We start from the raw sequence: 13,208 nt of genomic DNA on the forward strand, positions 1-13,208 counted from the left end.
TCATACGCTGGCCATATGGCCACACAGACTAGCGATTTGCTGGCGGCTGCGGCGCCGCGAACCGTGGCGGTGGTCCGGCAGATCACCGACGACCAGCTCGACCTGCCGACCCCCTGCCGGGACTTTCGCGTCCGCGACCTGCTCAACCACCTGTACGAGGTGGTGGTGAACTTCCAGGGCCTCGCCCGACGTTCGACGGTGACCTGGGCAGACAAACCCGACCACCTGACCGCCGGGTGGCGGGACCGGTTCGAGGCCGAGACCGGGCGGCTGGTCGAGGCGTGGGCGGATCCGGCCAGCGAGCAGGGGGTCTCGCCGGGAATGGGGATGCCGCAGCAGGTGGTGGGCGGGATGGCAATGCTCGACCTCACCGTGCACGGTTGGGATCTCGCGGTGGCCACCGGTCAGGCGTACGAGCCGGCCCCCGAGGTGCTGCCCGCGCTGCACGAGCTGACCGGGCAGTTGGCGACGACCGCCCGGCAGATGGGCGTCTTCGCCGAGGAGGTGCCGGTCGACGGCACCCTGCCGGAGCTGGACCGGCTGCTCGGCGCGACCGGCCGCGACCCGGCCTGGTCGCCAGCCGGCTGACCGCATCGACACCGGTCCGGTCGCACCGGATGCTTGACGGCCACTATTCACTCAGTGAATAGTGGCCTGGTGTCCACCTCCCACCTGCTGCTGGGACTGCTCTCGACCGGCACCATGCACGGGTACGAGCTGAAGCGGGCCCACGACACGCGGCTGCCGCAGGCCCGTCCGCTGGCGTTCGGGCAGGTCTACGCCACGCTCAACCGGCTGCTGCGGGACGGGTTGGTGGCACCGGCCGGGCAGGAGCGCCTCGCCGGGCCGGAGCGGACGGCGTACACGCTGACCGAGCAGGGGCGGGCCGCCCTCGACCAGTGGTTGAGCAGCGTCGAGCCACCGATGCCGCACGTGAACAGTCCGCTGTTCACGAAGGTCGTGGTGGCGCTGCTGGTCGCCGACGTGGACCGGGCGCGTGCGTACCTCGTCGCGCAGCGCCGCGCACACACCGAGCGGCTGCGTGAGCTGACCGCGCTGAAGACGGCCCCGTCAGCCACCGTCGACGACGTCGTGGCGGCCGACTACGCCATCGCCCATCTCGACGCCGACCTGCGGTGGTTGCACACCACCCTGGAACGGGTCGCCGACTGGCACCGGGAGGTGCACTCGTGACGCAACTTCAGGCTCGCGGTCTGGTGAAGTCGTACGGACCGACACCCGCCCTGCGCGGCATCACCCTCGACATCGACGAGGGGGAGATCGTCGCGGTGACCGGACCGAGCGGCTGTGGCAAGTCGACCCTGCTGCACTGCCTCGCCGGCATCATCCGACCCGACGCCGGTGAGGTGAGCTGGCGCGGTCACCGGCTGGACACCTGGTCCGAGGCGGCCCGATCCCGCCTGCGGCGTACCGAGTTCGGGGTGCTGTTCCAGTTCGGTCAGCTCGTCCCCGAGCTGACCGCGGCGGAGAACGTCGCCCTTCCGCTGTTGCTCGCCGGCACGGGGCGGCGAGCGGCCCGGACGGCGGCGCTGACCTGGTTGACCCGGCTCGGTGTGGCCGAGTGTGCCGACGTGCGCCCCGGCGAGATGTCCGGCGGTCAGCAGCAGCGCTGTGCCACCGCCCGGGCGCTGGTCACCGAGCCACGGGTGCTCTTCGCGGACGAGCCGACCGGCGCGTTGGACACCCTCTCCGGTGAGCAGGTGCTCACGCAACTGGTCCGGGTGGCGAAGGAGCAGCACACCAGCGTCGTCCTGGTCACCCACGAGCCACGGATCGCCGCGTACGCCGATCGTGAGGTCATCCTGCGCGACGGCATGATCGACCACACCGGCCTGGGTCTCGACGCGCCACTTGCCGGCGGCTCCCGGTGAGCCCCTCGACCCTGACCAGCTTGGCTCTGGCGGGCAACCGCACGGACGCCGCGCGGGTGGCGTTGACCGCGCTGAGCGCCCTGCTGGCCACCCTCGCCGGGCTCGCCGCCCTGACGGTGCTGGCCATCGAGAAACCGCCGGGTGACCAGTGGCAGCGGTCCGAGCAGTACACCAGCGAGCTGCTCAGCCAGCCGGGGCTGCGCGGCGGGACGGCGTTCGCGCTGGTGCTGCTGACCATCCCGGTGCTGGCGCTGGCCGGGCAGAGCGCCCGGCTGGGCGCGCCGTCGCGGGATCGGCGACTCGCCGCGCTCCGGCTGGCTGGGGCGACCCCCGGTCAGGTGAGCCGGATCGCCATGCTGGAGACCGGCTTCGCCAGCCTGCTCGGCGCCCTGGCCGGGCTGGCCTGCTACCTGGGTGGGCGGGAGCTGCTGCATCGTCCCAACGCCGACGGTCTGCTGGCGCTGCCCACGGACGTGTTGCCGCCGGTGTCGGCGATGGCGGCGGTGGTGCTCGGGCTTCCGGTGCTCGCCGCGGCGGCCACCGCCCTGCTGCTCCGCAGGGTGGTCACCACGCCGCTCGGTGTGGTCCGGCGGGCCGGTCGCACCGGGTCGCCCCGGCCGTGGCCGGCGCTGCTGATCGGGCTCGGCGTGCTGGCGGCGGCGATGATCGACCAGATCCAGTGGGCCCTGCGGGGTGCCAGCCTCGAATTGCTGGCCCTGGCCGCGCTGCTCGGCATCTTCGGTGCGGTGATGGGGGTGATCTTCGGGGTCGGCTGGATCTCCCACCTGGCCGGGCGGACGCTGCACCGGTTCGCCCGACGTCCGGCCGCGCTGCTGGCGGCCCGCCGACTGACCGACGACCCCTGGGCCAGCAGCCGTACCTTCGCCGCCCTGCTGGCCGCCCTGGTCATCGCCGGCGGCGCGGCCGCCTTCCGCGCCGCGTTCCAGTTCCAGGCGCAGCGCGAGCAGGAGCAGAACGAGCTGGCCGGTTACGGCGGCGAAGCCTCCTACAACTCGTTCTACCTGGACACCATGAATCTGGTCGACCTGGCCGTGGCCGTGGCGGTGGCCATCGCCGCCGCCGGTCTGTTCGTCACCCTGGTGGAGGGGATCGTCAGCCGCCGCCGGGCGTACGCCGCACTGGTGGCGACAGGCGTGCCCCGCAGCACCATCGGCACCTCGATCGTCTGGCAGATGTTGGCCCCGGTGGTGCCCGCGGTGCTGATCGCACTCGGCGTCGGTTACGCCATCGGTCGACTGCTCACCGGCGAGTTCGGTCGGAGCGGCCCTCAGCCGGGCGTACCGCTGGGGCAGTTGGCGTTGCAGGGGGCCGGTGCGACCGTCGCGGTGTTGTTCGTGGTGGGGTTGGGCGTGCTCTTCCTCCGCGCCAACACGGCGGTGGCGGAACTGCGGGCCACCTGAGAGCGGATCAGGCGGTGTTGGCCCGCAGGTAGGTCAGGGTCGCCAGCACCCGGCGGTTGGTGTCGTCGTCCGGTGGCAGGCCGAGTTTGGCCAGGATGTTGCCGATGTGCTTGCCGACCGCCGCCTCGGTGATGTGCAGCCGTCCGGCGATCGCCGCGTTGGACCGCCCTTCGGCGACCAGCACCAGCACCTCCCGCTCGCGGGCGGAGAGGGCGGCGAGCGGATCGCGTGGGCGGTGCAGTAGTCGGCGGACCACGTCGGGATCGACCAGCGTGCCACCGGCGACGACGGTGCGCAGGGTGTCGACGAAATCGGTGACCTCGGCGACCCGGTCCTTGAGCAGGTAGCCGACCCGTCGGCCGTCGGCGCTGGCGAGCAGCGCCGAGGCGTACTCGGACTGTACGTGCTGACTGAGCACCACCACGGCCAGCCCGGGTTGCTCGGCGCGCAGCTCCACCGCCGCGCGCAGCCCGTCGTCACGGTGCCCGGGTGGCATCCGGATGTCGGTCACCACCAGGTCCGGTCGGTGCGTCCGGACGGCGTCCAGCAGCGCCGGTGCGGTGCCGACGGCGGCGAGCACCTCGAAGCCGAAGCGGTCGAGCAGGGCCACCAGCCCTTCCCGCAGCAGCACCTCGTCCTCGGCGAGTACGACCCGGGTCACCCGTTGCACGGTAGCTCCACCCGTACGACCGTGGGGCCGCCCGGCGGGCTGGCCAGCAGCAACCGTCCCTCGGCGGCGGCCACCCGGTCGGCCAGCCCGGTCAGTCCGCTGCCCCGGGCCGGGTCCGCTCCGCCCCGGCCGTCATCGCTGATCTCGACGACCAGCGCGGTGCCGCTGTCGCTGAGCCGGACCTGGGCGCGGGTCGCCTCCGCGTGCCGGGCGACGTTGCTGAGCGCCTCCGACACCACGAAGTACGCCGTGGTCTCGACCGCCTCGGGTATCGGACGTCGGAGTTCGGTGTGCACCTCGACGGGAATCGTCGCCTCGTCGGCCAGTTCCCGGACCGCACCGGCCAGCCCCAGGTCGGTGAGGCTCTGCGGGCGGATGCCCCGCACGATCTGCCGGAGCAGCTCCATCAGTCCCTTCGCCTGCTCGTGTGCCACGGCGAGCGGGCGGGCGGCCGGTGAGTCCTCCGGCACGTCCAGCCGGGCCAGACCGAGTTGGAGGCTGAGGCTGGTCAGCCGGGGCTGCGCGCCGTCGTGCAGGTCACGTTCGATGCGTCGGCGCTCGGCCTCGTACGCGTCGACCAACCGGGCCCGCGACCGGGTCACCTCGCGCAACGCGGCCCCGTCGGCGCTCCACAGCAGCCACCGTGTCACCGCGCCCTGAGCCGCCGCGAGGGCACCGACCGCGTACCACAGCAGCGGCGCGAGCAGCACGCCGACGATCGCGTACGGTACCGCCTCGACCACGGTGTCCGCAGTTGTCCAGAGCAGCACCACCTCCTCGCCGGGGCCGACCACGAACGGGCTGACGATCAGCATGGCGTCCAGCAGCACCAGCATGGTGAAGAGCCAGTAGACGGCGGGGACGACGCCGCCGAGGAAGAACAGGTGGGCCACCTCCCGCCAGGCCGCGCCCGTGGTGTACCGGGCGGCGAGGCCGCGCCAGGACGTGCCGGGCACCGGCCGGTCGTCGACCAGGCCGAGCCGGTAGCGCTCGAATGCCGCCACCGGCACGCTCAGCAGCGGCGCCAGCGCCAGGATGATCAGCGCGCCGAAGGCCAGGAAGACGCCGAGCGTCAGCGACGGGGGACGGCCCTGGCGGGCCGCGTTGATGGCGGCGAACAGCGGCGCCAGCACGACGAGCAGCCCGATCGAGAGCACGCCGGCCAGTGGCACGCTGGTGAGCAGGTACCCCAGGGCGCGCCAGGGCCAGCCGGTCAGCGGGTAGCGGGCTCGCCGTAGGGCCTGGGCGAGATGGGTCGGTGCGGCCGATGTCATGCCGCCGACGCTAGTGAGACGGCGAGTCCGTCCCCAGCCGACTGGGCCCACTTTCGCGGGTATACCCAGCCCTACCTCGATCCGCCGCGTGGCTCGCGGCATGCGGCATGTCGGGCTCTCCCCGGTCGGGGACGCCACGAACCACCGCATGCCGCGAGCTACCGCATGCCGCGAGCCACCGCACGCCACGAACCACCGCATGCCGCGAGCCACCGCATGCCGCGAGCCACCGGGCGGCCGGTCAGACGCGAGCGGCGGCCGGTCAGGCGCGGCCGATGCGGTCCAGGATCCAGGCGTTGATGAACGCCTCCTCCCGCCAGGCGTCGTAGCGCCCACTCGGACCGCCGTGACCCGCCTCCATCTCGGTCTTGAGCAGGTAGTCACCCTGCGGCGCGACCGCCCGCAGCCGCGCGATCCACTTCGCCGGCTCGTGGTAGAGCACCCGGGTGTCGTTGAGGCTGGTCATGGCCAGGATCGCGGGGTAGTCCAGCGGGGCCACGTTCTCGTACGGGGTGTACGACTTCATGTACGCGTACACCTCGGGGTCGGCCAGCGGGTTGCCCCACTCCTCCCACTCGGTGACGGTCAGCGGTAGCGACGGGTCCAGGATGGTGTTGAGCGCGTCCACGAAGGGCACCTGCGCGACGATGCCGGCGAAGGCGTCCGGCGCCAGGTTCGCCACCGCGCCCATCAGCAGCCCGCCCGCCGAGCCACCCCGGGCGACCAGCCGGTCCGGTGCCGTCCAGCCCGTCTTGGCCAGGTGCCGGGCACAGGCCACGAAGTCGGTGAAGGTGTTCTTCTTGGCCAGCATCTTGCCGTGGTCGTACCACCGGCGTCCCAGCTCGCCACCGCCCCGGATGTGCGCCACCGCGAAGACCACCCCACGGTCCAGCAGGGACAGCCGGCCGACGGAGAACCACGGGTCCATGCTCGCCTCGTACGAGCCGTAGCCGTAGATGACGCAGGGCGCCGAGCCGTCCCGGGGGGTGCCGCGCCGGTAGACCAGCGAGATCGGCACCTTGGTGCCGTCGTCGGCCAGGGCCCAGTCGCGCTGCTGCTCGTAGTCCTCCGGTCGGTACGCCTGACCGTCCGGTCCGGGCAGCACCGGGCGCTGGCGCAGCAGCGTCATCTCGCGGGTGACCAGGTCGTAGTCGTACACCGAGTCGGGGGTGACCAGCGAGGTGTAGCGCAGCCGCAGCCGCCCGGTGCGGTATTCGGGGTTGGCGTCCAGCCCGACGGTGTGCAGCGGCTCCGGGAACTCGATGTCGTGGGCGTCGCCGCCGCCGACGGGCAGCACCCGCAGCCCGGTCAGGCCGTTGCTGCGTACCGAGACGACCAGGTGGTCGGCGAAGGCGTCGACCGACTCCAGCCGGGTGCCCGGGGAGTGTTCGATCAGCGGCACCCAGTCGCCCGGGGCGTCGGCGGAGGTGTACGCGAGGGCGAAGTCCTCGGCGTTGTCGTTGTGCAGGATCAGGAACCGGTGGCCGTGGTGTTCCACGGAGTACTCGACACCCTGTCGGCGGGGTGCGATCACCGCGGGTTCGCCGGTCGGGTTGTCGGCCGGGATCACCCGTACCTCGCTGGTGAGCTTGCTGGCGATGTCGATCAGGATGAACCGCTCCGAGCGGGTCAGCTCGACGCCGACCCAGAACCGCTCGTCGTCCTCGGTGTGCACCACCACGTCCTCGGCGGCGGCGGTGCCGATGACGTGTCGCCAGACCCGGTTGGGTCGCCACGCCTCGTCCACGGTGACGTAGAACAGCACCGAGGCGTCGGCGGACCAGGCGGTGCCGTAGAAGGTGCCGGGGATCTCGTCGGGCAGCAACTCGCCGGTGTCGAGGTCCTTGACCCGCAGGGTGAACCGTTCGTCGCCGGAGTAGTCGGTGGAGTAGGCCAGGTAGCGCCCGTCGGGGCTGACGTCGAAGGCGCCCAGGGCGAAGAAGTCGTGCCCCTCGGCCAGCTTGTTGCCGTCCAGCAGCACCTGCTCACCGTCCAGCGGGGCACCGTCCGCGCTGATCGGCGGGGTGGTCTCGTCGGGGTGGACCGCCCGGCGGCAGTGCACTCCGTACTGCTGGCCCTCGACCGTGCGGGTGTAGTACCAGTGCTTCCCCTTGCGGGTCGGCACGGACAGGTCGGTCTCCTGGGTGCGTCGCCGGATCTCCTCGAACAACTCTGTCCGCAGCCCGGACAGGTGCGCCGTCCGGGCCTCGGTCCAGGCGTTCTCCGCGTTCAGATAGTTGATTGTTTCCGGATCGTCCTTGACTGCGAGCCAGGCGTACTCGTCGACGACGGTGTCGCCGTGGTGGACGCGTTCGGTCGGTACCCGCCTGGCCGCGGGAACGGGGGTCTCGGTGGTCACGGCGCCACGTTACCGGCCACGGCGGCCTGTGGTGCGGCGCAATTCTGCACCGGATTGTTCGAACACATGTACGATCGCCGACATGGTGCCACCCCCTTCCACCGGTACGCCCGGTGTCCGCGAGATCACCCGTCGGCTGGCCGAGATCTGCGGTCCGCGCTTCGCCCGCCTCGCCGGCCCTGCCGACGAGGTGGCCGGGAGCACGGCCCGTTGGGTCGCGGTGCCGGGCGGCCCGCACGCCGCCGCCGAGGTGCTGCGGCTGGCCGCCGGGCACGACCTGACCGTGGTGCCCCGAGGAGCGGGCACGAAGATCGATTGGGGTGCGCCCCCCGAGCGGGTCGACATCATGCTCGACACCGGGAGACTGGCCGGCATCGGCCACCGGTCGCCGGGTCGGGGCACCGCCGAGATCGGTGCCGGTACTCCGCTGCGCGCGGTACAGGCCACCCTGGAGCGCACCGGTCAGCGGCTCGCGTTGGACGCCCCCTCACCCGGCGCGACCCTGGGCGGGGTGCTGGCGGCGGACGAGGCCGGTCCGCTGCGTCACCGCCACGGCACCGCCTGCGATCAACTCGTCGGGCTGCGTTATCTGGCCGCCGATGGTGAGCTGGCCGAGGCGGGTGGTGGGGCGGCGGGGCTGGCCGAGGCGCGCCTGCTCTGCGGTTCGGAGGGGGCGCTCGGGGTGCTGGTCAGCGCGACGCTGCGGGTGCAGGCGGTGCCGGCCGCCCGGGTGTGGGTGACCCGGCCGGTGTGGACGCCGCTTGAGGTGCACGATCTGATCGGGGCGGTGCTCGCCGCTCGGCTCGATCCGGCGGCGATCGAACTCGACCTGCCGGTCGGCACCGGCTGCCGACCCCAGCGGGACCGCCGCGCCGAGTCGATGGCGATGCACCCGTCGATGACCGGGCGTGTGCCGACCGGGCCGACGGGCACCGGTTCGCTGGTGGTGCTGCTGGAGGGCGGTCCCGCCGAGGTGGCCGAGCGCACCGACCGACTGCTCGACATCTTCGGCTCCCGTTCGACGGTCGCGCGGACAGCGCCCGCGTGGTGGCGCAGCTACCCGTTCGCGCCCGGCGACACGGCGTTGCGGCTGGAGGTGCCGATAACCGACCTGCACGCCGCCGTCTACGCCCTGCGTGACGCGGCCGGTGGGCCGGTGCCGGTCCGTGGTTCGGCCGGGCTCGGCGTGGTGCACGCCGCCCTGCCCGGGTCGCTGCCGCCGGGGCGGGTCGCGTCGATCCTGGCCGCGGTGCGCAGCGTGCTGCTCGCCCGGCAGGGCCGCTGTGTGGTGCTCGCCGCCCCGCCCGCCGTGCGACACGGCGTCGACCTGTGGGGCGAGCGGGCCGACCTGGCCCACCTGCGCGCCGTGAAGCAACACCTCGACCCGACCCACCGCCTCGCGCCCGGCCGCCTCCCCGGTGGTCTCTGACCCCGGTCAGCCGGCGTCGTTGCGCAGGACGAGGATGGCGATGTCGTCGCGGGGCTCCTCGACCGAGAAATTGATCGCGGTGGACCGCAGCCGGGCGGCCACCACGTCAGCCGGGTAGCCGGCGAGTGGGGCGGCGGCGTCGCGCAGCCGCCCGGTGCCGAACAGTTCCCGGCCCCGGCGGCGCTCGGTCACCCCGTCGGTGTAGAAGACCAGGCAGTCGCCCGGGTCCAGGACGATCTGCGCGGTGGGCGAGGCGATCGTGTCGAGCAGCCCGAGGGCGGTGCCACCGGTGCCGACGAAGGCGGCGGGCCCGCCGCCGGAGCGCAGCAGTACCGGCCGGTCGTGCCCGGCCAGGTGCAGATCGACGTCGAGCCGGTCACCCTCACCCGGCCCGACCGCAGCCAGTGCGAGCGTGCAGTAGCGGCCCGCACCCCGCTCGACCAGCGTCTCGTTGAGGCGGGACAGCACCTCGGGCAGCGGCTTGCCGTCACCGGCCAGCACCCGGATCACGTCCCGCACCAGCCCGGTGACCGCCGCAGCCTGAACTCCCTTGCCGGAGACGTCGCCGATCACCACCAGCCAGCGCCCGTCCGGCAGCGGCACCACGTCGTAGAAGTCGCCGCCCACGTCGACGTCGCCGCCGGTGGGGACGTACTCGGCGGCGAAGCCGATGCCCTCCACCACCGGCAGGACCGGCGGCAGCAGCGACTGTTGCAGGGTCTGCGCCACCCGGCGGCGTTCCGCGTGGATGCGGGCGTTCTCGATGGCGAGGGCGGCCCGGCGGGCCACATCCTCCAGCACCGCGATCTCGTCCGGGTCCTGCCGGTGCCGTTGGTGCCGCCCGACGGCCAGCGTGCCGAGGCGCTGCCCTCGGGCGATCAACGGGACGGCGAAGCCCTCCATCGGCGCACCGAGCGGGGTCCGGGTGCCGTTGCGGCTGGCCTCGCGCAGTCGGGCCTGGACCGAGTCGGGACCGGCCTCGCGGAGCGCGGCGTGCAGTTGCGGCAGCATCGACTCGTCGGCGTGGCTGGCCGCCGCCAGCCGCAGCCGCCCCCACTCGTCGGTGGTGTGCACCGCGCACCACTGGCCGAGCCGGGGCACCACCAACTGGGGGACGAGCGCCATGGTCAGCTCCACGTCCAGCGACTGCGCGAGCAACTCGCTGGCCTCGGCGAGGAACGTCAGCCACGCCTGTCGGCGTACGTCCGCGCGGCGCAGCCGGTCGTTCTCCAGGTGCAGCGAGAGCCGCTCGGCGGTCAGCGCCGCCAGCGGCTGGGCGTACGCGGTGGGCGCGGCGTCCAGTTCCAGTTCCCCGGCGTACGGGCGGTGCACGGTCAACGGCACCCGGAGCAGGTCGTTGCCGGCCCGGGGCTGGCGGCCGTACCGGGCGAGGATGTGGGCTCCCTGACCGTCACCCCGGTCCAGCCGGACCAACCCACCGGCGGCACCGACCATCTCCGCCACCCGGGTGAGCAGGCCGGCGGCGAAGTCCGGCAGGGGATCCTCGGCGTACGGGTCGGGGGTGGTCTGCATCAGCGCGTTCATCGCACCGGCGCTCGGCACGGCGTTCTGTCCGGGGGTGTCCGGTTGGTCGTGGTACGTCGGCGGTGCGGGGGTCGACAGTCCGGTCTCCCCGCGATCGGCCCGGTCCAGCCGGAACCACACACCCTTGCCGGTGCGCAGATAGGTGGTGCCCCAGCGGCTGGCGAAGTGGTCGACCAGCAGCAGCCCACGTCCCCGTTCGGCGACCTCGGCGATGTCGGTGGACTTGTTGCGTACGCCGACGGTCAGTTCGTCGACCGGGCCGGCGGCGAAGTCGGAGACCGTCACGGTCAGGCCCGAATGGTCGGCGGTGACCTCTATGTCCAGTTCGGTGCGCGCATGCTCGACCGCGTTGGTGGACAGCTCCGTGGTGAGCAGAAGTGCCTCGTTGAGCAGTTCGTCCAGCTCCGCTTCCGCGAGCACGGACCGGACGACCGCGCGTGCGGCGGCCGGTGTGCGGCGGTCTGCGGGGAGCCGGACGCGTCGTACGTGCTCGTCTGGGCCCGTCTTCGCCGCGGGCCCCGCCTCCGCTGACACCCTCGTATCCTCCACCGCCACCTCTGAAGTGCCAAGCCGATCATCAGCGGTCTTTGCCGCCGGACAACGCCGCGCCGTGGCGTTTTCGAGGTCACGGGGACAATGATGGGGTGGCCGGTGGGAGCCGGTGAACCCCGAGGTGAGCGAGGAATGATGACCACGGCGAAGAAGTCGGTGACCGCGGAGACCCCCGCCGCCGACCACGAGGCGGTCCTCACCGAGCTGGCGGAGGCGCTGCGGCGGGTGCGTGGCGGCGACCTCAAGGTGCGGCTGCCCCGGCGCTCCGGCGTGGCCGGTGAGGTGGCGGACGCCTTCAACGACGTGGTGTCGCTCCAGGAGCGGCAGCATCTGGACCTGCGTCGGATCAGTCGGGTGGTGGGTCGGGACGGCCGGCTGACCGAGCGGTTGGACGAGGAGGGCCTGGACGGCGCGTGGGCGGAGAGTCAGCGGGCGGTCAACTCGCTGATCGACGACCTGGGTCGACCGACCACCGAGATCGCCCGGGTCATCGTGGCGGTCGCCGACGGCGACCTCACCCAGCACATGGCGCTGGAGATGGACGGTCGCCCGCTGCGTGGTGAGTACCTGCGCATCGGTCGCACGGTCAACACGATGGTCGACCAGCTCTCATCCTTCTCCAACGAGGTGACCCGGGTGGCCCGTGAGGTGGGCACCGAGGGCAAGCTGGGCGGCCAGGCCGACGTCCGTGGCGTCGCCGGCACCTGGAAGGACCTCACCGACTCGGTGAACACCATGGCGTCGAACCTGACCGGCCAGGTCCGGTCGATCTCCCAGGTGGCGACCGCGGTGGCCAAGGGCGACCTCTCCCAGAAGATCACGGTCAGCGCTCGTGGCGAGGTCGCCGAGCTGGCCGACACGATGAACTCCCTCACCGACACGTTGCGGCTCTTCGCCGAGCAGGTGACGCGGGTGGCCCGTGAGGTGGGCACCGAGGGCAAGCTGGGTGGCCAGGCGGAGGTGCCGGGCGTCGCGGGCACCTGGAAGGACCTGACCGACAGTGTCAACTCGATGGCGTCGAACCTGACCGCCCAGGTGCGCAACATCGCCCAGGTCTCCACGGCGGTCGCCCGGGGCGACCTGTCCCAGAAGATCACCGTTGCCGCGCAGGGCGAGATCCTGGAACTCAAGGACACCGTCAACACGATGGTGGATCAGCTGTCGTCGTTCGCCGACGAGGTGACCCGGGTGGCCCGTGAGGTGGGTACCGAGGGCAAGCTCGGTGGTCAGGCGCAGGTACGCGGCGTCTCCGGCACCTGGCGCGACCTCACCGAGAACGTCAACCAGCTCGCCGGCAACCTGACCAGCCAGGTCCGCAACATCTCCCAGGTCTCCACCGCGGTCGCCAAGGGCGACCTGAGTCAGAAGATCACGGTGGACGCCCGGGGCGAGATGCTGGAGCTGAAGAACACCGTCAACACGATGGTGGACCAGTTGTCGTCGTTCGCCGACGAGGTGACCCGGGTGGCCCGTGAGGTGGGTACCGAGGGCAAGCTGGGTGGTCAGGCGCAGGTCAAGGGCGTCAGCGGTACGTGGCGGGACCTGACCGACAACGTGAACTCGATGGCGTCGAATCTGACCAGCCAGGTGCGCAACATCGCCTCGGTCACCACGGCGGTGGCGCGCGGTGACCTGAGCCAGAAGATCACGGTGGATGCCCGGGGCGAGATCCTGGAGTTGAAGTCCACCGTCAACACGATGGTGGATCAGCTGTCGTCGTTCGCCGACGAGGTGACCCGGGTGGCCCGTGAGGTGGGCACCGAGGGCAACCTCGGCGGCCAGGCACAGGTCAAGGGCGTCAGCGGTACGTGGCGGGACCTGACCGACAACGTGAACTCGATGGCGTCGAACCTGACCGCCCAGGTGCGCAACATCGCCCAGGTCTCGACCGCAGTGGCCAAGGGCGACCTGAGCCAGAAGATCACGGTGGATGCCCGGGGCGAGATCCTGGAGTTGAAGTCCACCGTCAACACGATGGTGGATCAGCTGTCGTCGTTCGCCGACGAGGTGACCCGGGTGGCCCGTGAGGTGGGCACCGAGGGCAACCTCGGCGGCCAGGCACAGGT

The 13,208-nt window shown here is 72.2% G+C and carries 10 protein-coding genes; 6 read left to right on the forward strand and 4 right to left on the reverse strand.

The genetic code is table 11. From position 1 onward, the window contains the following. Nucleotides 1-15: 15 nt before the first annotated feature. From FF096_RS11630 to FF096_RS11645, 4 genes are all read left to right on the forward strand, one after another. On the forward strand, nt 16-588 hold the full coding sequence (locus FF096_RS11630) for a TIGR03086 family metal-binding protein (protein ID WP_155217270.1): 573 nt from the start codon (nt 16-18) through the stop codon (nt 586-588). 69 nt (nt 589-657) lie between these two features. Beyond that, complete coding sequence (locus FF096_RS11635; RefSeq protein WP_309223111.1) at nt 658-1,194, forward strand: PadR family transcriptional regulator; 537 nt, start codon at nt 658-660, stop codon at nt 1,192-1,194. Further along, nucleotides 1,191-1,892: an ABC transporter ATP-binding protein gene (locus tag FF096_RS11640; protein WP_309223112.1), complete on the forward strand. Its 702-nt coding sequence runs from the start codon at nt 1,191-1,193 to the stop codon at nt 1,890-1,892. Before FF096_RS11635 ends, FF096_RS11640 begins: the two co-directional genes overlap by 4 nt. Continuing rightward, nucleotides 1,889-3,313 carry an FtsX-like permease family protein gene (locus FF096_RS11645; RefSeq protein WP_309223113.1) on the forward strand — a complete coding sequence of 475 codons (1,425 nt, stop codon included), beginning with the start codon at nt 1,889-1,891 and terminating at the stop codon, nt 3,311-3,313. Before FF096_RS11640 ends, FF096_RS11645 begins: the two co-directional genes overlap by 4 nt. A 7-nt stretch (nt 3,314-3,320) precedes the next feature. Here the strand turns inward: FF096_RS11645 and FF096_RS11650 are convergent, their stop codons facing one another. The 3 genes from FF096_RS11650 to FF096_RS11660 all read right to left on the reverse strand — a co-directional run bounded on the left by FF096_RS11650 (nt 3,321) and on the right by FF096_RS11660 (nt 7,616). Further along, nucleotides 3,321-3,983: a response regulator transcription factor gene (locus tag FF096_RS11650; protein ID WP_309223114.1), complete on the reverse strand. Its 663-nt coding sequence runs from the start codon at nt 3,981-3,983 to the stop codon at nt 3,321-3,323. Then, the gene (locus tag FF096_RS11655; RefSeq protein ID WP_155217272.1) at nt 3,971-5,257 is read right to left on the reverse strand and encodes a sensor histidine kinase; all 1,287 of its coding nucleotides are present in this window, start codon (nt 5,255-5,257) and stop codon (nt 3,971-3,973) included. Before FF096_RS11655 ends, FF096_RS11650 begins: the two co-directional genes overlap by 13 nt. Before the next feature lie 262 nt (nt 5,258-5,519). Beyond that, entirely contained in the window at nt 5,520-7,616 is a 2,097-nt protein-coding gene (locus FF096_RS11660) for a S9 family peptidase (RefSeq protein ID WP_309223115.1), read from the reverse strand. Between the two features lie 82 nt (nt 7,617-7,698). Here FF096_RS11660 and FF096_RS11665 point away from each other — a divergent pair, with 82 nt between their 5' ends. Next, nucleotides 7,699-9,045 carry an FAD-binding oxidoreductase gene (locus FF096_RS11665; RefSeq protein WP_155217274.1) on the forward strand — a complete coding sequence of 449 codons (1,347 nt, stop codon included), beginning with the start codon at nt 7,699-7,701 and terminating at the stop codon, nt 9,043-9,045. Nucleotides 9,046-9,051: 6 nt separating this feature from the next. Here FF096_RS11665 and FF096_RS11670 read toward each other — a convergent pair whose 3' ends face one another. Beyond that, nucleotides 9,052-11,124, reverse strand: coding sequence for a SpoIIE family protein phosphatase (locus tag FF096_RS11670; protein ID WP_309223116.1), 2,073 nt, complete (start codon nt 11,122-11,124; stop codon nt 9,052-9,054). Between the two features lie 153 nt (nt 11,125-11,277). Between FF096_RS11670 and FF096_RS26620 the strand changes: the two genes are divergently transcribed. Further along, the coding region (locus FF096_RS26620) for a HAMP domain-containing protein (RefSeq protein ID WP_230462519.1) at nt 11,278-13,208 on the forward strand (1,931 nt) is incomplete at its 3' end.

This window comes from Micromonospora sp. CP22, from assembly GCF_009712475.1.
Classification (GTDB): domain Bacteria; phylum Actinomycetota; class Actinomycetes; order Mycobacteriales; family Micromonosporaceae; genus Micromonospora.